Below are 18,901 nucleotides of genomic sequence, written 5' to 3' on the forward strand. Positions count from 1 at the left end.
TACTACTTACTGCGCGGGGTGCCGTCGCACGGGGCGCCGTACTCCTCACGCGGCGGTCTTCCTGCGGCGACGCCCGCCGCCGGCGAGGGCGTCCACGAGCTGCTCACGGCTCATCTTCGACCGGCCGGGCAGGTCCTGCTCGGTCGCCCGCCGATACAGCTCCGCCTTGCTCAGCTTCTGCAGTTCCCTCCTGCCGCCGGCACCACCGCTGCGGGCCCGCGCCGCCCCCGCCTTCTTCGGCGGTGCCTTCCGCGCCGATGTCTTCGCCGACGTGCCCGCCGTCGACGTACCTGCCGTCGACGTCCGGGCAGCCGCCTTCCGCGGCGCGGCCTTCCCCTTCCGCCCGGCAGCCGGCTCCTTGCCGCCGCGGCCGGTCCGGGCGGCCTGCAGACTGCCCTCGAGGACCTTCATCAGGTCGATCACGTTCGTCGCCTCCGGCGGCTCCTCGGCCACCGCGATCTCCTCGCCCTCGGCCTTGGCCTTGACCAGCTCGCGTACCTTCTCCTGGTAGGTGTCGCGGTAGCGGGAGGGATCCCAGTCGGAGCTGAGCGCTTCGACCAGCTCCAGAGCCATGTCCAGCTGCTTACCGCGCCCCGCCCGGCCCGAGGGCAGCTCGGGCAGCTCCTCGGCCGGGTCGCGGACCTCGTCCGCCCAGTGCAGCGTCTGCAGCACCAGCACCTTCTTCTCCGCGCGCAGGGCGGTCAGGTACTGCTTGTTGCGCATGACCAAGGTGGCGATCCCGGCCTTGTCCGACTCCGCCAGGGCGGCGCGCAGCAGCTCGTAGACCTTGGTGTACTCCTTGCCGCGCGGGGCGATGTAGTAGGTGCGGTCGAAGTACACCGGCTCGATCCGGTCCAGGTCGACGAAGTCGGTGATGTCGATGCTCTGCGAGCGGCCCGGCGCGATCTCGTCCAGCTCGTCGGGTTCGACGACGATGTACTGGCCCTCGTCCAGCTCGTACCCCTTGACGATGTCGCCGGTGTCGACCTCCTCGCCGGTGCGCTCGTTCACCCGCCTGTTGCGGATCCGGTCCGAGGTACCCCGCTGCAGCTGGTGGAAATGGACGGTGTGGTCCTGGGTCGCGGTGTAGAGGCCGACCGGGACGGTGACAAGCCCGAACGTGATCACTCCCGTCCAGATCGCCCGAGCCATCACCGTGCTCCATCCTCTGGTCCCGGCACGCAAAGGTGTCCGGGCACGTGCCTGTCGTCTCCACGTTCGCACCGCTGTCCCTACCCCGCGCGCCGGGCCACCGGGCAGCCACCCGAACGGCGGTCAGCCCGGCTGGAGGGACCGGCCGACGGCGGGCCGGGCAGGCGCGATCGTTCCTGATGGACCGAAGGGCGGGCGTGACCCGTGGGTACGATGGGCGGCTCGGCGAACTCGGCCCGCCGGGCCCGGACTGCGCCGGCCCTCGGCTCAGGCGCCCACCGTGGCTCTGCGCTGCGCCTGTTCGAACTCGGTGAGGGGCTCGCCGCCCGTCTGCCAGGGCCAGTCGGTGACGGTCCCCCCGATCGCCTCGAACACCGCCCGTGCTTCCGCGCGCCGGTCGCCGGCCATCAGCGCGTAGGCGAGAAGGTTCAGGTCGGCGAGGGCCTTGGCATGGCGGAGGAATCCCGGCTGTGCCCACGTGTGCGCCACACGGTCGAGGGCCTGGGCCGCCATCCCCTGGGACCAGTGGGTCCGTGCCACCAGTGCTTCGTATCCGCCCCGGCCGAGAATGGCGTGGTACTGGAAGACCTGGGCGGTGAGCTCCGTCGCCACGCAGGGCGCGTTGGCGGGCACACGGGCAGTCAGCCCGTCGACGAAGTCCAGAACCTGCATCCGGGAGCCGCCCTCCTCGGGGCTGAGGTAGCCCAGCATGTTCATGTACGCCTCACGGTTCCAACGGTCACGCGCGAGCACCTCGTTCCACACCCCGAACACCTGGGGCTGCTTCCAGCGTTGCTTACGCGCCACCTTGAGCAGGGCGACCCAGGGGGTGGGATCGTCCGGGGTGAGTTCGGCGGCGCGCAGGCAGCTTTCCACTGCGTCGTCCGTGACGCCCGGATCGTCCTGGGCGCCGTTCTGCGCGGCCTGGGACCAGGCATACAGCACGAGCGCGGTCGCGTTGCGGGGCTCGCGCGCGACCCAGGACCTGGGCAGGCGTGATGCGGCGAGGAAGTCCGCCAGGACGCTGATGCGGTGGGTACGACGGTCCCAGTCCCCCGGGTCCTGGTCCAGGAGCCGCGACACCTGAGCCGCGCACAGGTCGGTGGTGGCGATCGTTCCCGTCCTGGTGGTCGCCAGCAGGGACTTCAGCAGTTTGCCCAGCTCCCGGTCGTCGAGTTCCGGGGCGAGACGTGCCCGATTACGGCGGCTTGAAAGAAATCCCATGTGCGGAGGGTAAGGCGGATCACACCACCCACAAGGGCTGGGCCCAGATCGTTATCGATCACATACCCTGCGTGATCACGGCCGAGGTCCCCGACGCAGCAGGTCATACTGCGCCTGCTCGTGTCAGCAATCGCGCCCGAGCCCTCGCCGGCTTCACCGACGCGGTGGCACCTTCAGCCCCAACACCTTCGCCGCCCTCCGGTCAAGTCGTCATTCCAGCCACTTCCCGTCGCGCATGACGACTCTCCCGCGCAGTTCCGGCTCGCCGCGCCAAGCGCGCACAGTCCTCGGCACCACGCGTACGTACAGAAAGGAACCCTCTTCCACGCGCGGATCCCACCCGAACTTGCCGGCGAACGCCTCCGCCGCGTCCGTGGGCACGTCCTCGTCCGGGAAGCACTCCGCCTCGCCCTGGAGCAGCACCACGTCGAAGGTGTCCGGCAGCGCCAAGCGCACGCGTGGCTCTGCGCGGACGTTGCGCGCCGTCACGGAAGCGGCGCCGGTGCACATCCACACCGCTCGCCCGTCCCACAGGAACCACAGCGGCACCTGGTGCGGCCCGTGATCAGGGTGAGCCGTCGACACCCATACGTCCCGCTCGCTGACGAGCCGCTCCAGAGCGTCGCGGATACGCTCCGCCGTCTGGCGACGGACGATTCCCCTGGTCTCCATGAGGATCGACCCTAGCCAGCAGCCGCCGAGCGCGCCTGAGGCGCACGACCTACTCCCCGCGACCGATGAACCCCTCGGCCTTTGGCCCCGGGCGGGCGGCCTCGGTGCGCACAGCGGCCGGGCGCGGGCACTCAGTGTCCTGGGCCGCGATCCACGAGCACCGCTGTGATCTCGATGAGCCGGATGTGGCCGCCGGGGATGATGACGTAGTCCGCGTCCGACGGCCGCGGGAGGTCGTCGTCGGGGCCGCGCACCGAGATGGGGTGGTGCAGGGCGACGTCGCGGTGAGAGGTGTCCCGCTCGTCGGAGACCATGTGCCCGCTGCCGCACACCAGCGTGCCGTCGTCCATCAGCACCTGCACCGTGGGATCCGCCTCGCCGCGCCCGGGCTTGAGGAGTTCGGCCCACACGGTGCCGGGTGTGGCGGACCAGCTGCTCGCGCCACGGTGGCGACCGCGGAGCTCCCCCAGCAGGATGCAGACGAGCGTGCTGAGGGCGAGGACGAGGACGCCCGACCGCACGAGGTGCCAGGCGTGCGAGCGGGCGTACGCCGCGCCGGAGAGGGTGCCGTCGAGCGTGGCGAGGCCCGGCACGTGCTCGGCCAGGGCCAGCACGCCCCCGGCGGCGGCCAGCGTCGCGAAGGTACCGACCGTGAACAGTTCGGCGATCTCCCGTGCGGCGCTCGGGCGTTCACGCAGGCCGTGGCGTTCGTAGCGGACGAGGTAGAGGTAGCCGGGGACGGCCGCGTACAGCAGGGCCGTGAGCCCGGCGAGGTTGGAGGGCACGGCCGGTCACTCGCCCGGTGGAGGCGTGGGTGGGGCGGACGGGGCCGGCGGGGGCGGCGTCGGCGGGGTCGGTGGGGCGGACGGGGGCGTGGGGCGGTCGGCCGGCCGGTACTTGCCCTTGAGGCTGCCGAGCGGGCGGTCCTCACCCGATTCCGCATTCTTCTTCAGCCGGTCGCGCAGCGCCTGCGCCTGCTCGTCCGCGGAGAGCGCGGGTGGTGTCGGCTGCGGTTCCGTCTCGTCCGTCATGGTCGTCCCTCCCGTTCGTCGTCGGGCGTCATCGTCGTCCTCCAGGGGTTGGTGGTTCACCTTGCTCCGTAGGCCGTGATGCCGGCCCACCGGTCGGTCTGCTCAGGGGAGTCCTCTTCGTCCAGCAGTGCCACCGCGGCCCGTCGGGCGGCTTCCAGCGGGGCGCTGCCGTTGCAGCGGTGGACGAACCATGTGACGCAGTGCTGGGCGGCGAGCACCGACCACAGCCCGAGGGGGCTGGCCAGGACGAAGGCCGCTCCCGCCTCGTGGAAGGCGTGGACCAGCGCGTTGGCGACGTCACCCGCCAGTTCGAGGGGGCGAGGCGTCCGGGGTGTCGGTCCGGCGAGCGCCCCGTGTCCGCCGCTGTGGTCGGCCGTGGCACGCAGTCCGGCGCTGCACACGGCGAGCAGCACCTCGTGGAAGCGCATCCGGCTCATGAGGATCTCGCCTGCTTCCACCACCTCGTCGGCCATCTGCACGCCGGCGCCGAACGGTGCGCCGGGTGCCGGCAGACCGTGGGTGATGATCTGCAGCACCTCCGTGCGGCCGCGGAGGGGCGGCCCGGAGTCCAGCATGCCGCGCAGTACCGCTGCCGTGGCGTCACCGCCGGTGAAGGGGGCTCCGCGCAGCCGTTCCGCTCCCAGGTGCTCGGACAGGAGGTGCACCGCCTTTTCCACTTCCGGGAGGGTCTTGCCGTCGGGCTGTTCCGAGACGCCCAGCAGCGTGGCCTGGACCGGTCCCTCGGGCCGGTGGTCCAGGAGCGGCACACAGGACAGGTTGGGGACGATGCCGATGGCCGTGTCGCGGATCAGATGGCGGCCGTGGTGGCGGACGACCGTCCAGGGCAGGGTGTGCAGGCGTCCGTGCGGGGACACCAGGCACGTGCCGCTGTCCGCGATCGCGTCGGCGAAGGCCGGGGGGATCAGGTCGGCCAGACCGATGCCGTGATGGCCCCAGAAATCCAGGTGCACGGCGCTGCCCTGGAGCTCGCGCTGGTGTGCCTCCAGCGCGCGGAGGGTGTTGCTGTCCAGCCGCCGGATGCCCGTGGACAGCCGGCCGTCCGGCGTGGCCAGCAGGGCCAGGATGCCGTCGGGGCGCTCGTACAGGCTCAGGGCCACGCAGCGGCCGGGGTTGCTGCCGGGTGCGGAGGTGCCGTAGGTGGCCAGGAAGCCGGTGAGCCGGTCCGGGTCGAAGGGCGGATCGTCCCTGAGGAGGTGCCAGCGAGGATCGGTCGCACGGATTCTGTTGAGCAGCTCGGCCCGCTCGACGCGCAACCGGTCGGCTTCCCTCGGATCGCCACGTCGCTCGGCGTCCGCGACCCGTTCGCTCAGTTCGGCGAAGGCGCCACGGTCCGGTCCCTGCGGTGTCGCCCGCTCGGTGGCCTCGGCGGGCGCGGCCGGCATCTCCCGCGCATCCGAGCGGACCAGGGACAGTCGGGCCGAGAAGGCCCGGGCCTTGAGCAGGTCGGTGACGACCGCGCACAGCCGTGCGTCGCCGGTCTCCTCGGCGAAGGCGAGAGACTCCTCGAACAACGGTCGGCGGAAACGCAGGTGCAGCGTGTCGAAGCGGTGGCCGAGCGGCACGCGCAGCACCCGGTCGAGGGCGAGGGCCGTCTCGTGGTAGGCGTGCGCCGCACCGGCCCGGTCCCCACGGGCGTGGTGGGCCCGGGCGCGCTCGACGTGCAAACCGGCCGCGAGGGAGTCGTCTGGGTGGTCGGCCGTGCAGCGCTCCCCTCGGTCACACCAGTGCAGCGCCTGCTCCCACCAGGCGTCGGCCTTCGACAACCGGGCCGCCTCGGCCCGCATACGGCAGTACTCCGCGCCGCGCACCAACCGCAGATGTGCCCGCATCGAGGTCCGGTCCTCGGCGTGGACGCCCTCGAACAGCGCGGCGGCCAGATCCAGCCGTTCGCGTGCCTCGGCCACCGCGCCGCGGTCGAGCGCGCAGCGGGCCAGTTGCAGCAGTCCCGCTTCCGGCAGGCCGGACGCCGTGTACAGCGGCATGCGCAGCAGATAGGCCTGCTCGGCAGCCTCCGGCCGGCCCGTGTCCCGTAGCGCGCCCGCTTTCACGTCCAGCAGCCGGAAGTAGACGGTGGACGCCTGGAGCAGCCGGGCGGCCGTCGCCGGTCCGTCACCGCCGCGCGCGAGATGGGCCGCGAGAGGGCGCATCGCTTCGGGGTCGGTCTCGTCGATCGGCCCGTCGGGGAGGAGCGCGGCGAGTTCCCTCTCCAGCGGCTCCAACTCCTCGAGAGCGGTTTCGGCGTCGTACAGCCGGTACAGCGCCTCGGCCCGCAGCACCCGGAGGTCGCCGTAGAAGGCGGGCGGTGTGCCGTGCGGTGACCGAGGGAGGGTGTGCGGCAGGCGGGTGGCCCGGTCGACGAGCGCCAGGGCCTCGCCGGCCCGGCCCTCCTGGAGCTCGTACTGGGCCTTGCCCGCCAGGAAGTTGCGAAGCTGGACCGGGGTCGCGTGGGGGGTGAACTCCTCGGCAGCCGCCCAGTGCTCCTTGACCTGCCGGTACGTGGGGACGCCGGACTGGTGGGTGGTCAGCTCGCGGCCGTAGGCGTCCAGCAGGACGCCCGCGACGTCGGACGCCCTCACCGGACCCGGTGTGGCGTCGTCGCCGGGCCGGTCCAGCGCCGCCAGGAGCCGTCGTCCCAGGCTGGTCAGCTCCCGGAAGAGCCGTCCGGTCGGCAGTCCCGCGTCAGCCGCCTCCCAGTACTGCGCCCGCAGCTCGAAGAAGCGCGCGGCCAGGCTGTGGAGTTCCACCCCGTGCCCCCCGAAATCCCCCGGTGTCCCCGATCAGCCGGTGCCGCCCGACGTGGGTGCATCCGGCCGATCTGGTCGACCACCGTACGACCGTCCGGGCCTCAAGGGAACCGTCACAGGGAGCCGCCGGAGCGTACGGCGCGGCGACGCGCGCCGCGCTCGGTGCGTTGTGCGCTGGGCGCTGGGCGCTGGGCGCTGGGCAACCCAGCAGAGCCGCGGTATGCCAGCCAGAGGGCCGAAGTTTCTGACCGCCTGCCCGGCGGCAAGCCGGAGCACCGCGTACGTGTCAGTGGTCGGCCACGATGAGCCGGTAGCCGACATCGAGGGAATCGAGCGTCAGCAGGTCCGCGTAGCGGGCGTGCCAACGGCCGGTCCCCAAGTCGTCCGCGAGCCGGGACAGGCCCGGCGCGAGTGCGTCGTCGCCGGTCTGGGCCAGCATGGAGATCGCGGCCCGCACGTGTGGGTCGAGGTAGGCGTGCGGGCGGCGCCAGTACGCGGCGCCGAAGCCGTCGATGCAGTCGTGGGGGACGGGGACCGGTTCCTGGCCGCCCCCGCCGAGCAGGTCGATCAACTGGTCAGGAGGGACGGACCGGCTGTCGTCGAACGCGGCTGCCTCCGGGAGGTAGTCCCGTACGAGCCAGAACCGTTCGCGGAAGACGTGCTGGTCCCACGTCAGGATGACGACACGGCGGCGGGCGACCCTGCGCAACTCCCTGATGCCGGCCGCCAGGTCGCCCCAGTGGTGAACGGTCAGCAGTGCCATGACGGCATCGGCGTGCGAGCTGGCCGTGATCGCAGGGCCACTTGTCCACGATGTCTCCCTGCGGGCAGGCAGGTTGGGGTGCCGGAGAAGCAATAGGCCTGTACGACGGGGTAGTCGAACAACTGGACTTCGACCTCGCCCCTGGTTGCCCTCGTCCGTGCCGCAGGGGGCTGCCGCGCTGCCGTGGCCGACGGATAGGGTCCGTGCCGACACCGAAGAGACCGAAGAAGGAGGGCACGGGCCGAGTGGGCGCGTCATCGTGGCACTACGTCGAACCCTATGCCGGGGACATCGCGGCGGCCTTGGCCACCGTGCGGCAGCGTGAGTTCGAGAGACTCTTCGTCCACGGCACCTCGTGGGACGGGCTCCGGCCCGCAGGCCGGGCGTTCACCTCTGTCGATGACCTCGATGACCTGTGGGAAGAGGAGACCCTCGGCGGTCAAGGAACACACACGGTCATCGACGTGTGGAAGGTGATCGAGGCCGGGGCGTACGACGACGACCACACCGTGCGCCCGCTGTCGGACGAAGAATGCATCGAACTCTTCGGTACCGCGGAGCCGACCCTGGGAGACTTCGAGCGAGCCCAGGAGCGCTACGCCGCAGGGCAGCCCGGCTCGGAGGAACTGTGGAACATGCCGCGTTGGTCAGCGTGGTGCCGGCCGTTGAAGGACGGCAAGAAAGCAGTGATCGCCTTCTGGGGCAGGTCCGGCGACTAGGTCGGCGCGGCGAAAACCCGTTGGTGGACCGCGAGGACCGCTGCTACTTTTCCGGGGGCCGTGCGAGAGAACGAGGAGGTGGTACCCGTGAACGCAGTATCGACATGGGTGCTCCCCTCCGGGGTCGCGGTCGGGCGATAGGTCGTCCGGGAGCGCCGTTCACGAGCACTCCCGAAAGGCACGACCATGCGATTCACTGCCGAACGGCGCCTCGACGACGGCGTCCTCGAACGCGAATTCACCCTCGATGAGATCCCCGGCACCCTGTGGACGCCTGAATCCGCCGCACCTGCCCCGCTGATCCTGATCGGCCACAACGGCGGTTTGCACAGGCGGGAACCGCGGCTGGTGGCCCGGGCTCGGCAATCCGCGGCGTACGGCTACGCGTTGGCCGCCCTCGACCACCCCGGGCACGGTGACCGGCCCCGTTCCGCCGTGGACGAGCAGGCTCGCGCCGACCTCCGCCGGGCGACGGCGGCCGGCGAGCCGGTCGAGGAGATCTTCGAGTCCTTCGTCGGCCCGCTGGTCGAGAAGGCGGTCCCGGAATGGCGGACCACCCTGGACGCCCTCCTGTCGCTGCCCGAGATCGGCGGCCCGGTCGGGTACTCGGGAATGACCGCCATCGGCATCCGGCTGGCGGTGGTCGAGCCGCGCATCGCGGCCGCCTGCTTCTTCGCCGGGGGTTTCGTGCCCCGCGCCCCGCGCGAGGAGGCCCGGCAGGTCGCCGTCCCGCTGCTGTTCCTGCTGCAGTGGGACGACGAGGGGAACCCCCGGCAGCGGGCCCTGGACCTGTTCGACGCCTTCGGCGCCAAGGAGAAGACACTCCACGCCAACATGGGCGGGCACGCCGGAACCCCGTGGTTCGAGGTGGACGACGGGAACCGGTTCTTCGGCCGGCACCTGAAGTGAGTCCGGGCCGCCAGGCCGCGGTGGCCGAGGCGGCCCCGTCCGCCATGCGCTCGTAGCCGGGCGACAGGGCCGGGGACTCGGCGCGGATCGGGTCGCGGATGGACGTAGGCACGACGGGCACGAGTCCGCACCCAGCATCACAGAACGTAAGCGGCTCCGTGATCAGCGGACGACTGCTCGCCGTGCCGTCCCTCCGACACGTTCATGACCTGCCGGCGGACCCTCCCAGCCGCCTGTTCAGTAGTACATGAACGTCGGGATCAGGCCGCCGCCGCTGGCATTCGGTATCGTGACCAGCCCGCCGGCACCGACGCCCCGGCTGTTCGCGACGTTGACCACGTCGTAGACCGAGCCGTAGTTGCCCATCCAGTGCCACGACGGGTCGTCCGACTTCCGGGTCTTGCAGGCAGCGGCGAGCTTGATGCCTTCCTGGGCAGTGAGAACCTGGTCGGCCCGGGGCATGTAGCAGCCTGCGTTCGGCGTTGCCGGAGCCTTCGGCGCGGGTGCGGCGGGAGCCGGAATCGCCAGGCCGACCAGCAGTGCCGCGGGCGCGGCCGCGATGGCGAGGGCGCGAAGTCGGTTCATGGTTGACCTCCCTAGCGAGCCACCTGTCTCGGAACCGAGATCTGAACCGACCGTAGGGTTGCCAGGAGAAGTTCCGCCATTCGGATGCGTCCATTCGGGTGATGGCGGTCGGCCGAGCGGGTCGCGGCCGAGACGGCCGCAGTACGGCTCGCGTGCTAAGCCACCGTGAGCACGATCTTGCCCTGGATGTGTCCTCGGGCCGCGCGTTCGTGTGCTGCTCGGGCATCCGCCAGTGCGAACGTGCTGTCGATCGCGACGCGGACCGTGCCCGCGTCGAGCAGGCGCGCCAGTTCGGCAAGCTGCGCGCCGTTCGAGCGGACCTGGGTGCTGGAGACCGTGACGCCCAGTTTCGCGGTTTCCTCTTCGTCGAAGTCACCGGGGAACACGGGGAACTGTGCGCCGCCGCGCCTGAGTGTGCGCAGGAAACGCCTGCTGCCCGGGCCACCGACCGTGTCGAGAACGAGGTCGACATCGTGCACGAGTTCCTCAGGACGACTCCGGGTGTAGTCGATGAACCGGTCGGCACCGAGCTCCCTCAGGAACGATGCGTGCGCGCCCGACGCCACCGCGACGACCCGGGCACCCTTCCACTTGGCCAGCTGCAGCGCGAGGTGCCCCACACCGCCCGCGGCACCGTTGACGAGCACCGTCGTGCCGGCGTCGAGTGCCGCCGGGCGGTGGGGTGTGTCCTGGAAGGGAGAGGGGTGATCGTGTCCCAGCTCGATCAGGAACTGCCACGCCGTCAGCCCGGCCATGGGCGCCCCGGCGGCGTGCACGTGGTCGATGCCGGCCGGCTTGTGCGCGAGATCCGACGCGGGCGCGGCCACGTACTCGGCGTACGCCCTGCCGTCGAAGCTGGGAAAACGCAGAAGACCGAAGACCTCATCGCCCACGGTGAAGTCGTCCACGTCGGCGGCGACGGCCTCGACGACGCCCGACACGTCCGTCCCCGGTGTCACCGGCAGACTGACCGTCGAATCCGTCTTCCCGGGCATCCTGGTCAGCCCGCCGCGCAGGTACCAGTCCGGAGGGTTGACGCCGGCCGCGTGGACGCGGACGAGCACCTCACCCGGACCCGGTTCGGGGATCGGCACCTCGTCGTAGCGCAGCACCTCGGGGCCGCCGTGCTCGTGGAGCCGGACCGCCCTCATCGTGTGTGTCGGCATCGTTCTCTCCTGCCCGGGCCGCGGGATACGCTATTCGGATCAGCGGTCCACATAGACGGACCACTGATCCGAATATATGGACCACTGATCCGGATAGTCAAGAGGGACAGATGCGGGCCGACGCCAGGAAGAACCGCGACCACCTGCTCGCCGTAGCGGGCACCGCCATCACCGAGCAAGGCGTCGACGTGTCACTGCGCGACATCGCACGCAGGGCCGATGTCGGGCTCGCGACGCTGCTACGGCACTTCCCCACGCGCGAGGCGCTTCTCGAGGCGCTGTTGCGCACGAGCTTCGACGAACTGACGGCGAAGGCGGACGCGCTCGAAGCCTCGAACTCACCCGGAGACGCGCTGGTTTCGTGGCTGCGCGACTGCGTTGCATGGACGACCGAGTACCGGGGCGTGACCGTGCTGATGGCAGCCGCCATCGAGGACACCGAATCCGCGCTCCACACCTCCTGCGTCACCCTGCGCGCGGCCGGCGCCCGACTCCTCACGCGCGCCCAGGCCGCGGGCACGGCACGGAGCGACATCGACGGCGCCGACCTGTTCGCCCTGGTGGCGGCGCTCGCCTGGCTCGGCGATCAGCCCGCGCTCGCACCACGGGCCGACCGCCTCTTCGACGTCGTCGCGACGGCGGTCCTGACGACTCCGGCGGCAACCGACAGCGCGGGGACGCCGTCGGCGGCCCAGTGAGCCGAAATCGGCGACGTCGCACCCTTCGGCGGTCCCGGCTCGGCATGCGAGCGGGTCAGGGGCTGTCGCCGGACCAGTCGAAGCGGCCGCGGTCGTCCGGGCGCGGGTCGTACAACGCCCGCCCGCCGGGCCCGAACCGGCCGAGGTCCGTCGGCAGGGAAACACCGGTGTCGATGTCAGACGGTGTCCAGCCGGTGATGTCCAGCAGCAGCCCGTCCAGCGGGCCGCCGACCAGTTCGACGTAGTTCCGGCTCGGGTGCGGTCCCGGGTGGTCGGGGTCGGCTCCGTAGACCCGGCCGCGCAGCAGCTGCTCGTCGTCGCTGTTCATGCCGTCCAGCGTTCCAGCCACCACCGACAACGGGGGCTGGGCGGAGCGCGCGCCAGTGGTTGACGTCCCGTTCGTGGTGAAGGCCGCGCACAGGCGTGGTGAGGGGGCGTCCGGTGCAGCGGACGCCCCCCTCGGTCCTCGTCAGTCCAGGATCTCGGCGAGGCCGCGGCGGCGAAGGTCGGCCAGCCCGTTCAGCATGGCCTCGATCTGTTCGGGAGAGTGCCCGACCCAGCCCTTGAGCTCCGACACGATGCGGACGGGCTCGCGTGTGCGGTAGGAGCGGGTGGGGTTGCCCGGGAACTTCTTGTCGGTGACGTTGGGGTCGTCCTCCAGTTCGCCGGTCGGCTCCACGATGTAGATCCGCCCCGGTCCGTCGCCGGCTGCGAGCTCGGCGCCCCAGGCGGCCGCGTCCAGGGTCTCGGACACGTAGACGTGGCGGGACGTGCGCCCTTCCTCGAAGTTGGACGCGCGACCGGGGGTCAGGAAGTCCCCGGGAACGAGGTCGGCCTTCGTGCCGTGCAGGTAGGTTCCTGCCTCGTACACCTGGAAGGGGACAGGGGCGCTGGTCATGAGCCACTCCTTCGGCCTTGGCTTCGACAACAGGGAACCACAGCAACTGTCGGCGGGTCCGCGATACCGCCGGCAACGGCTCCATCACCGCCCATGTCTGATCAGTAGCACCACGAGAATGGCAAATTCGGGCAAACTTACCCGTATTCCCAAGGCGCCGACGCGTTGTAGCCGACCCCCCTCGTTTTGGTGACGCGGGTCACATCCCGCTTCTGTCAGCAATCGGGGCGCCGTCCCGTTCAAGGGGCACGCCAACGAGACGGGAGCACCACCATGAAGCACCGCATCGTCGTCCTCGGCGCCGGATACGCCGGGGCCTTCGCCGCCGGAAACCTGGCCCGTCGGCTGTCCCCCGCCGACACCGAGATAACCGTCGTCAACGACGTACCCGAATTCGTCGAGCGGATGCGGCTCCACCAGTTCGCGATCGGCCAGGACCTCCCTTCTCGCACACTCGCCGAGGTGTTCGCGGGCACCGGGGTCCGGCTGCGCCTGGCGCGCGTCACCGGCGTCGACCCGGTGCGCGGCACGGTCGCCGTGACCGGTGAGGAAGGCGACGGCGAGGTCGCGTACGACACCCTTCTCTACGCGCTCGGCAGCTCCGTGGCCCGGCACGGCGTGCCGGGCGTGGCCGAGTACGCCTTCGACGTGACCGGCCGGACCTCGGCGTTGCGTCTGCGTGAACGACTGGCCGACCTGCGCCCCGGTGGCACCGTGCTGGTCGTCGGTGAGGGACTGACCGGCATCGAGACCGCCACCGAGTTCGCCGAGAGCCGGCCCGACCTCTCGGTCGCGCTCGCCGCGCGCGGCGAGTTGGGCGCCTGGCTCTCCCCGAAGGCCCGCCGTCATCTGCGCCGGGCCTTCGACCGGCTCGGCATCACCGTCCACGAGCACACCGGCATCGAAGCCGTCGAGCCGACACGGGCGGTCGCCGCCGACGGTACGTCCATCCCGGCCGACGTGACCGTGTGGGCCGCCGGGTTCGCCGTACACCCCATCGCGACCGCCGGCGGCCTGGAGGTCACCGAGACCGGCCGGATCGTCGTCGACCGGACCATGCGCTCGGTCTCGCACCCGGACGTCTACGCCGCCGGTGACTGCGCCCACGCCATCGGCGACAACGGCCGGCCGCTGCCCATGTCCTGCGCCTCGGCCGGCGCCACCGCCATGCAGGCGACCGCCGCCGTCATCGCGCGCCTGACAGGCGGCGAGGTCCCGACCGTCGGGCTGACGTACTACGGCAACCACCTCAGCCTCGGGCGGCGGGACGCGATCTTCCAGATGGTCGACGAGGACGTCCGGTCGAAGTCCTGGTACCTGGGCGGCCGGACCGCCGCGCGGCTCAAGTCCGGTGTGCTCAAGGGGGCCGCGTGGGGCATCGTCCACCCGACCTTCGGCATGCCGAAGCGCAAGCGCCGCCTGGCCACCGCGCCCGACCGGGCCGGTGTGAGGGCCGCCGCATAGGCTGCTCCGCATGGACAGCGCCGCCATCGACCGGTTCGAGGCCAGCCGGGGCCGGCTGGCCTCGCTCGCGTACCGGCTGCTCGGCTCGGCCGCCGACGCCGAGGACGCCGTACAGGACACGTTCCTGCGCTGGCAGGCCGCGGACCGCGAAGGAGTGGAGATACCGGAGGCCTGGCTGACCAAGGTCGTCACCAATCTCTGCCTCGACCGGCTCCGCTCGGCGCAGGCGCGCCACGAGCGCGCCGCCGGGGACTGGTTGCCCGAACCGCTCCTCGGGGGCGACCCGATGCTCGGTCCTGCCGACACCTTCGAGCAGCGCGAATCGGTGTCCTTGGCCGTACTGCTCCTGATGGAGCGCCTCTCGCCGGTCGAGCGGGCCGCTTACGTCCTGCGCGAGGCCTTCTCGTACGGCCACGCCGAGATCTCCGGGATCCTCGACATCACCGAGTCGGCGAGCCAGCAGCACGTCCACCGGGCCCGGCGCAGGATCGCCGCCGAGCGTCGCGGCCGCGACGAGGTGGACCCCGCGTCCGCGCGCCGGGTCGTCGAGGAGTTCCTGGCCGCGGCCGTGTCGGGGCGTACCGAGCGGCTGGTGGCGCTGCTCACCGCCGACGCGACCGCGGTCTCGGACGGTTTCGGGCTTGCCGGGCGGCTGCTGCGGTACAGGACGCGCGAGCGCATCGCCTCCTACGTGCGGGCCGGCTTCAAGCCCACCCCGGCGAAGCGGCGGCTGGCCGGCGGCACCCCTGCCATGCACATCGCGCTGGTCAACGGCTCCCCGGCCGTCCTCGCCGTGGTCGACGACCGGGTCGTGGGTGCCGTGTCGTTCGAAGTCGGCGACGGCAGGGTGGCGTCCCTGCACGGCATCGCCGCCGCGGACCGGCTCGGGCGCGTCAATCAGGCGTGGCGGCGGCAGGAACCGGACGTGCCGGTCATGCACGCGTGGTGACCGGAGCCGTCGGAATCCAGTGACGTGGGCCGAGCGAGGACGGTGCCCCTTCGGCCCTCGCACTCCCGTGCGGTGACGGCAAGGAGCCCTCCCGGACAGCTCGTGACGGCGCGGACGCGCCGGGCCGGGGGCCGTCGTCGTAGCCGGCGCCCGCCGACCGGCTGCTGCTCGTCGCCGCGCACCGGCGGACGAACGTGACGCGGCGTCAACTGGCCGCGCGATCGGGCGCCGATGGGCCGAAGGTCCCCGGGGCGGGCCCGGACAGCCCCTGAGTCCCGGCCGCCACCGTGCACGCCGACGCGACGCTGTCCGAGACCGCCCGCGTCAGGGCGCTGCGGCACGTCAGTGGACTGTCGGCTGGCCTCGGCCGCGGCCTGGGCTGAACCACTCACGTCGGCAGCCGCAGGCCCCGTCAGACGCGGTTGAGGGGTCGGCCGTGAGAGCAGTGGGCAGGAGTGTTGTTGCCGCTCATGTCGAAGTCGGCGCAGCTGAGGAACAGGAAGTTGAACTTGCCGAGCAGGAAGGCCAGGAGTCCGGCCACGAGCGTGACGGCAACGGCTCCCAGCCGCGCGTGCACGGGGAGTGCCGAGTAGTCGGGGAGAAAGAGCCTCGAGAGCAGCCATGTCAGCATCGGGGCGCACACCAGGGTGAGGACCACTTCGAAGTAGTGGAGGTAGTGGAACCCGTCAGCCCGCGGCGCGACGATGGCCAGGCCGATCCAGACCGAGGGCAGGGCCAGCGCGAGCCAGCCGCCCCACGGCAGCGCGCCCCGACGCCTCAGCACCGCGCCCGAGAGGAGTACCGCGGTCGTCACCGCCCACAGCGCCAGCATGTCGTCGAAGAAGACGGCGTTGTACGCGCCCAGCGTGAAGGCGGGCCACCAGATGACCAGCGTTCCCCCTGCTGCCGCGGTGGCCATGGCCCGCAGGGTGGGGTCGATTCGCCTTGTCCTTCGTTGCCGCCCCGGGTCCGGCGCGGAGGATGCATCCTCAGACATATGGTGTGCGTCCCCGATGACGAGGGCGCACACCGCAGTTTCACCGGTTCGGGTCAGTGCCCTCCGAGGCGACGCGAGAGGGCCGTGGCCGCCCCGAGTGCGTCTTCAGCCGAACATGCTGGAGGACTCGTCCTGTCGCGCCACGCACAGTGCCCAGATGATAAGCGCGGAGAAGGCGATCACGACGATCGACCAGATCGGGGAGTACGGCAGCGACAGGAAGTTGGCGATGATGATGAGCGCGGCGATGCCCACTCCAGCGACCCGTGCCCACGGGGCGACCCTGAGGAGCCCGACGCTGACGGCGACGGCGACGGCGCCCAGGATCACGTGGATCCAGCCCCAGCCCGTGAGGTCGAACCGGAAGACGTAGGCGCTGGTCACTACGAACACGCTGTCCTGGGCGATCGCCATGATGCCGCGGAAGATGTCCAGCAGGCCGGTGAGCATCAGCATGACTGCGCCGAAGGCGATCAGGCCGGTCGCCCATCGTTCCTTGGCGGTAGACGTACGTGCGGTGGGTGTGGCGGTCATCGTGCTGCCTCGTTTCTGTGGTGAGCGATGTGCTCGGTGCGCGGTGGCGGAGGGAACCGCTCCCTAGCGTTCGGGTGCTCCGCTGCCGGCGAGCACCAGTTCCTTCGCCCGCCGGAACTCGTCGTCGGTGATGTCCCCGTGGGACCGCATCTCGGCGAGCTTGGAGAGTTCCTCGGCACGGGTGGGAGGCGCGCCGGCCCGGGCGGTCCGGCGGATGTAGTCGTCGACTGCTTGCTGCTGCGCACGGACCTGTGCGACCTCGCGGCGGCCCATGTCCTTGCCACGGGCGATCAGGTAGACGAAGACGCCCAGGAAGGGCAGGACGACGACGAAGACCGTCCAGCCGGCCTTCCCCCAGCCGCCCAGGTCGTCGTCGCGGAAGATGTCGAGGACGACCCGGAAGAGCAGGACGAACCACATGATCCACAGGAAGAACACCACCATGGACCAGAAGACGCTCAGTGCCGGATAGTCGTAGGCAAGGTAGGTGTGCGCACTCATGCCGCCTCCTCCGTCCCGGATCTGCATCCGGTGCTCCTGCTGCACTGCTCCCAGCGTGCGCGGGCCGGGGCGGGGCGGCCTCACCCGCGGCGGGTGAACGACGGTCAGTGAACCGGGTGCGGCTCGTCGCCGGGCGGCCCCGTGGCGGCGGCCAGCACCGCCGTGACGGCCAGGACGGCGACGACCACGACGAGGACGACGGCCACCACGCCGACCGTGGGGTGGTTCCACAACACGAGGGTCAGGGCGCCGGCCGCGATGATGACGCCGCTGGTCCAGGACCGGTGCCGGGCCAGCCACTGCCCGGCGTGACCGGTGCGCACACCGAGCCGGCTCAGTCCGCGCCCCGCCGCCGTGGCACCCCGCTGCGCCGCGGACCGCACGGCACGGGCCGCGGTGCCCGGCCCGTACAGGTAGGCCGCCAGCGCCGTGATCACGGAGACCACGAGCAGCGTGCGAACGCTGTCACGCAGGAAGCGGATGACCGTGTCGAAGATCACGGCGGCGGCGTCGCGAGGCAGCGTGGTCGGGGGCACCGAGTCGAGATAGACGCTCCGTACGACGGCCAGGCCCACCAGCAGCACGATCATCATGGCGCCGATGCCGATGGAGACGGCCATCAGCATCACCCGGTGCCCGGGAGCGGTCCAGACGGCCGCGGCGGCGACGACGAGGGCGAGCACGGGCAGCCAGGTGCCGACGATGTCGAGCAGCCGCATCGCGTTCTGGGCCTTGGTGAGCTTCTCGGTGCGGAACAAGGTGATCGAGCGGTCGACCTGCGGAATCGCGGAGGCCCTCTTGAAACCGGCGTCGGCCAGGCGCTTCTTCACCTGGTCGATGACGACTCCGATGTCCAGCTGGACGGTGTCGCCACTGGCCTTGAGCGCTCCCTGCCCTTCACCGGTGAGCATGCCCACCACCGCCGACTGCGCTCTCCGGTTGCCGACCACCCACGCCTCCTCGAAGACGTCACTGGTCACCACCCGGTTGATGATGCGGTGCACGACCGTCTGCACGGCGGAGCGAAGCGGGCCGGTGAGCGACTTCGAGGTGTCGACCACGCGGGGTGGCGCCCCGTTGTCCGAGAGCAGCTTCGTCAGGGAGTCGGTCACCGCCTGGACGTCCACCTTGGCCACCACGTGGTCGGTCAGCCGGTTCACCACGGCGCTCTGCACGGCCGGTTCGGACGCGAGCGGTGCCACGGTCTGCACGTAGCGGTCGGTGTCGGCGACCGTGTCGTGGATCCAGACCGCGACGACGGCCATGGGGGCGAAGACGAGCGTCAGCACCAGGAGGACCGAGGCGCCCACCCGGCGCAGGCGCCGGTGGCGTACGTGCGCCGCCCGGCGGAGCCTGTCGTAGTCCGCGCGTTCCTCGGCGGACAGGGCCCCCGCAGTCTCCACGGGGCCGCCGGAGCCGGACGGTCCGGAGGCGTTGTCGGAAACCATGGCTGCTCCTCACCTGGTCAGGGCCCGCCGCCCGGACGGCCGAGGAGCCGTGTGGGGGCCTCACCAGGCCAGCGTCACGCCGGCCGGCAGCCGTCGGCGTCACCCTTGGCGGGTGATCGGTGCGTGCAGGTGCCTCACTGCGGCGTCTGGCGCATCTCCAGTACGCGCAGGCCCAACGACTGACAGCGAGCGAGCAAGCCGTACAGGTGCGCCTCTTCGACGACCGGGCCGTACAGGATGGTCTGACCGGACATCACCACGTGATCCAGCTCGGGAAACGCCTTGGCCAGCGTCTCCGTCATCTCCCCCTCGACGCGAATCTCGTAGCGCATCAGCCGCTCTCCCCCTGGAAGGCAGTCCCGGTCCCTGTCCTGCGATCCTCCACCGCCGGCCCCCGGTGCTGCCTCACCCGTGGCAGGTGAGACC

At 71.3% G+C, this 18,901-nt stretch carries 21 protein-coding genes; 5 read left to right on the top strand and 16 right to left on the bottom strand.

The window, feature by feature from the left end; genetic code table 11:
* Positions 1-45: 45 nt before the first annotated feature.
* The 7 genes from ABZ923_RS00980 to ABZ923_RS01010 all read right to left on the bottom strand — a co-directional run bounded on the left by ABZ923_RS00980 (position 46) and on the right by ABZ923_RS01010 (position 7,607).
* The gene (locus tag ABZ923_RS00980) at positions 46-1,152 is read right to left on the bottom strand and encodes a Ku protein (RefSeq protein WP_361464996.1); all 1,107 of its coding nucleotides are present in this window, start codon (positions 1,150-1,152) and stop codon (positions 46-48) included.
* A gap of 267 nt (positions 1,153-1,419) precedes the next feature.
* On the bottom strand, positions 1,420-2,376 hold the full coding sequence (locus ABZ923_RS00985) for a hypothetical protein (RefSeq protein WP_361464999.1): 957 nt from the start codon (positions 2,374-2,376) through the stop codon (positions 1,420-1,422).
* A 210-nt stretch (positions 2,377-2,586) separates the two neighbouring features.
* Positions 2,587-3,048, bottom strand: a complete 462-nt coding sequence (locus ABZ923_RS00990; RefSeq protein WP_361465001.1) for a pyridoxamine 5'-phosphate oxidase family protein — start codon at positions 3,046-3,048, stop codon at positions 2,587-2,589.
* Between the two features lie 131 nt (positions 3,049-3,179).
* Entirely contained in the window at positions 3,180-3,833 is a 654-nt protein-coding gene (locus ABZ923_RS00995; protein WP_361465004.1) for a DUF6338 family protein, read from the bottom strand.
* 6 nt (positions 3,834-3,839) lie between these two features.
* Positions 3,840-4,079: a hypothetical protein gene (locus ABZ923_RS01000; protein ID WP_361465006.1), complete on the bottom strand. Its 240-nt coding sequence runs from the start codon at positions 4,077-4,079 to the stop codon at positions 3,840-3,842.
* Positions 4,080-4,135: 56 nt separating this feature from the next.
* Entirely contained in the window at positions 4,136-6,844 is a 2,709-nt protein-coding gene (locus tag ABZ923_RS01005) for a hypothetical protein (RefSeq protein WP_361465009.1), read from the bottom strand.
* A gap of 286 nt (positions 6,845-7,130) precedes the next feature.
* Positions 7,131-7,607, bottom strand: a complete 477-nt coding sequence (locus tag ABZ923_RS01010) for a hypothetical protein (protein WP_361465011.1) — start codon at positions 7,605-7,607, stop codon at positions 7,131-7,133.
* A gap of 245 nt (positions 7,608-7,852) precedes the next feature.
* Here ABZ923_RS01010 and ABZ923_RS01015 point away from each other — a divergent pair, with 245 nt between their 5' ends.
* A complete protein-coding gene (locus tag ABZ923_RS01015; RefSeq protein WP_361465014.1) occupies positions 7,853-8,326 on the top strand; it encodes a hypothetical protein in 474 nt (157 codons plus the stop codon).
* Between the two features lie 186 nt (positions 8,327-8,512).
* Complete coding sequence (locus ABZ923_RS01020) at positions 8,513-9,235, top strand: alpha/beta hydrolase (RefSeq protein WP_361465016.1); 723 nt, start codon at positions 8,513-8,515, stop codon at positions 9,233-9,235.
* Positions 9,236-9,472: 237 nt separating this feature from the next.
* Here ABZ923_RS01020 and ABZ923_RS01025 read toward each other — a convergent pair whose 3' ends face one another.
* Together ABZ923_RS01025 and ABZ923_RS01030 are read right to left on the bottom strand one after the other, a co-directional pair.
* Entirely contained in the window at positions 9,473-9,820 is a 348-nt protein-coding gene (locus ABZ923_RS01025) for a hypothetical protein (RefSeq protein WP_361465019.1), read from the bottom strand.
* A gap of 155 nt (positions 9,821-9,975) precedes the next feature.
* Positions 9,976-10,986 carry an NADP-dependent oxidoreductase gene (locus ABZ923_RS01030; RefSeq protein ID WP_361465022.1) on the bottom strand — a complete coding sequence of 337 codons (1,011 nt, stop codon included), beginning with the start codon at positions 10,984-10,986 and terminating at the stop codon, positions 9,976-9,978.
* Between the two features lie 110 nt (positions 10,987-11,096).
* Between ABZ923_RS01030 and ABZ923_RS01035 the strand changes: the two genes are divergently transcribed.
* A complete protein-coding gene (locus ABZ923_RS01035; protein WP_361465024.1) occupies positions 11,097-11,684 on the top strand; it encodes a TetR/AcrR family transcriptional regulator in 588 nt (195 codons plus the stop codon).
* Positions 11,685-11,739: 55 nt separating this feature from the next.
* On the opposite strand, the gene ABZ923_RS01040 is transcribed toward ABZ923_RS01035, so the two are convergent.
* Both ABZ923_RS01040 and arr read right to left on the bottom strand, forming a co-directional pair.
* Positions 11,740-12,012 carry a hypothetical protein gene (locus ABZ923_RS01040; protein WP_361465027.1) on the bottom strand — a complete coding sequence of 91 codons (273 nt, stop codon included), beginning with the start codon at positions 12,010-12,012 and terminating at the stop codon, positions 11,740-11,742.
* A 141-nt stretch (positions 12,013-12,153) separates the two neighbouring features.
* Complete coding sequence (gene arr, locus ABZ923_RS01045; RefSeq protein WP_361465030.1) at positions 12,154-12,582, bottom strand: NAD(+)--rifampin ADP-ribosyltransferase; 429 nt, start codon at positions 12,580-12,582, stop codon at positions 12,154-12,156.
* Positions 12,583-12,855: 273 nt separating this feature from the next.
* On the opposite strand from arr, the gene ABZ923_RS01050 reads away from it, so the two are divergent.
* On the top strand, positions 12,856-14,046 hold the full coding sequence (locus tag ABZ923_RS01050; RefSeq protein WP_361465033.1) for an FAD-dependent oxidoreductase: 1,191 nt from the start codon (positions 12,856-12,858) through the stop codon (positions 14,044-14,046).
* A 10-nt stretch (positions 14,047-14,056) separates the two neighbouring features.
* Positions 14,057-14,995, top strand: coding sequence for a sigma-70 family RNA polymerase sigma factor (locus ABZ923_RS01055; protein ID WP_361465036.1), 939 nt, complete (start codon positions 14,057-14,059; stop codon positions 14,993-14,995).
* 412 nt (positions 14,996-15,407) lie between these two features.
* Here the strand turns inward: ABZ923_RS01055 and ABZ923_RS01060 are convergent, their stop codons facing one another.
* From ABZ923_RS01060 to ABZ923_RS01080, 5 genes are all read right to left on the bottom strand, one after another.
* Positions 15,408-15,914 carry a hypothetical protein gene (locus ABZ923_RS01060; RefSeq protein ID WP_361465039.1) on the bottom strand — a complete coding sequence of 169 codons (507 nt, stop codon included), beginning with the start codon at positions 15,912-15,914 and terminating at the stop codon, positions 15,408-15,410.
* Between the two features lie 183 nt (positions 15,915-16,097).
* Positions 16,098-16,526, bottom strand: a complete 429-nt coding sequence (locus tag ABZ923_RS01065) for a hypothetical protein (protein WP_361465041.1) — start codon at positions 16,524-16,526, stop codon at positions 16,098-16,100.
* Between the two features lie 63 nt (positions 16,527-16,589).
* Positions 16,590-17,027, bottom strand: a complete 438-nt coding sequence (locus ABZ923_RS01070) for an SHOCT domain-containing protein (protein ID WP_361465044.1) — start codon at positions 17,025-17,027, stop codon at positions 16,590-16,592.
* Positions 17,028-17,131: 104 nt separating this feature from the next.
* The gene (locus ABZ923_RS01075; RefSeq protein ID WP_361465047.1) at positions 17,132-18,475 is read right to left on the bottom strand and encodes a hypothetical protein; all 1,344 of its coding nucleotides are present in this window, start codon (positions 18,473-18,475) and stop codon (positions 17,132-17,134) included.
* Positions 18,476-18,609: 134 nt separating this feature from the next.
* Positions 18,610-18,807, bottom strand: a complete 198-nt coding sequence (locus tag ABZ923_RS01080) for a hypothetical protein (protein WP_361465049.1) — start codon at positions 18,805-18,807, stop codon at positions 18,610-18,612.
* Positions 18,808-18,901 lie beyond the last annotated feature (94 nt).

The organism is Streptomyces sp. NPDC046881 (genome assembly GCF_040645015.1).
In the GTDB taxonomy this organism is placed as follows: domain Bacteria; phylum Actinomycetota; class Actinomycetes; order Streptomycetales; family Streptomycetaceae; genus Streptomyces.

What these genes read in the sequence shown, in the direction of transcription:
- ABZ923_RS00980 (WP_361464996.1), bottom strand. Translation starts at nt 1,152, where the DNA reads ATGGCTCGGGCGATCTGGACGGGAGTGATCACGTTCGGGCTTGTCACC.
- ABZ923_RS00985 (WP_361464999.1), bottom strand. Translation starts at nt 2,376, where the DNA reads ATGGGATTTCTTTCAAGCCGCCGTAATCGGGCACGTCTCGCCCCGGAA.
- ABZ923_RS00990 (WP_361465001.1), bottom strand. Translation starts at nt 3,048, where the DNA reads ATGGAGACCAGGGGAATCGTCCGTCGCCAGACGGCGGAGCGTATCCGC.
- ABZ923_RS01000 (WP_361465006.1), bottom strand. Translation starts at nt 4,079, where the DNA reads ATGACGGACGAGACGGAACCGCAGCCGACACCACCCGCGCTCTCCGCG.
- ABZ923_RS01010 (WP_361465011.1), bottom strand. Translation starts at nt 7,607, where the DNA reads ATGGCACTGCTGACCGTTCACCACTGGGGCGACCTGGCGGCCGGCATC.
- ABZ923_RS01020 (WP_361465016.1), top strand. Translation starts at nt 8,513, where the DNA reads ATGCGATTCACTGCCGAACGGCGCCTCGACGACGGCGTCCTCGAACGC.
- ABZ923_RS01025 (WP_361465019.1), bottom strand. Translation starts at nt 9,820, where the DNA reads ATGAACCGACTTCGCGCCCTCGCCATCGCGGCCGCGCCCGCGGCACTG.
- ABZ923_RS01030 (WP_361465022.1), bottom strand. Translation starts at nt 10,986, where the DNA reads ATGCCGACACACACGATGAGGGCGGTCCGGCTCCACGAGCACGGCGGC.
- ABZ923_RS01035 (WP_361465024.1), top strand. Translation starts at nt 11,097, where the DNA reads ATGCGGGCCGACGCCAGGAAGAACCGCGACCACCTGCTCGCCGTAGCG.
- ABZ923_RS01040 (WP_361465027.1), bottom strand. Translation starts at nt 12,012, where the DNA reads ATGAACAGCGACGACGAGCAGCTGCTGCGCGGCCGGGTCTACGGAGCC.
- arr (WP_361465030.1), bottom strand. Translation starts at nt 12,582, where the DNA reads ATGACCAGCGCCCCTGTCCCCTTCCAGGTGTACGAGGCAGGAACCTAC.
- ABZ923_RS01050 (WP_361465033.1), top strand. Translation starts at nt 12,856, where the DNA reads ATGAAGCACCGCATCGTCGTCCTCGGCGCCGGATACGCCGGGGCCTTC.
- ABZ923_RS01055 (WP_361465036.1), top strand. Translation starts at nt 14,057, where the DNA reads ATGGACAGCGCCGCCATCGACCGGTTCGAGGCCAGCCGGGGCCGGCTG.
- ABZ923_RS01060 (WP_361465039.1), bottom strand. Translation starts at nt 15,914, where the DNA reads ATGGCCACCGCGGCAGCAGGGGGAACGCTGGTCATCTGGTGGCCCGCC.
- ABZ923_RS01065 (WP_361465041.1), bottom strand. Translation starts at nt 16,526, where the DNA reads ATGACCGCCACACCCACCGCACGTACGTCTACCGCCAAGGAACGATGG.
- ABZ923_RS01070 (WP_361465044.1), bottom strand. Translation starts at nt 17,027, where the DNA reads ATGAGTGCGCACACCTACCTTGCCTACGACTATCCGGCACTGAGCGTC.
- ABZ923_RS01075 (WP_361465047.1), bottom strand. Translation starts at nt 18,475, where the DNA reads ATGGTTTCCGACAACGCCTCCGGACCGTCCGGCTCCGGCGGCCCCGTG.
- ABZ923_RS01080 (WP_361465049.1), bottom strand. Translation starts at nt 18,807, where the DNA reads ATGCGCTACGAGATTCGCGTCGAGGGGGAGATGACGGAGACGCTGGCC.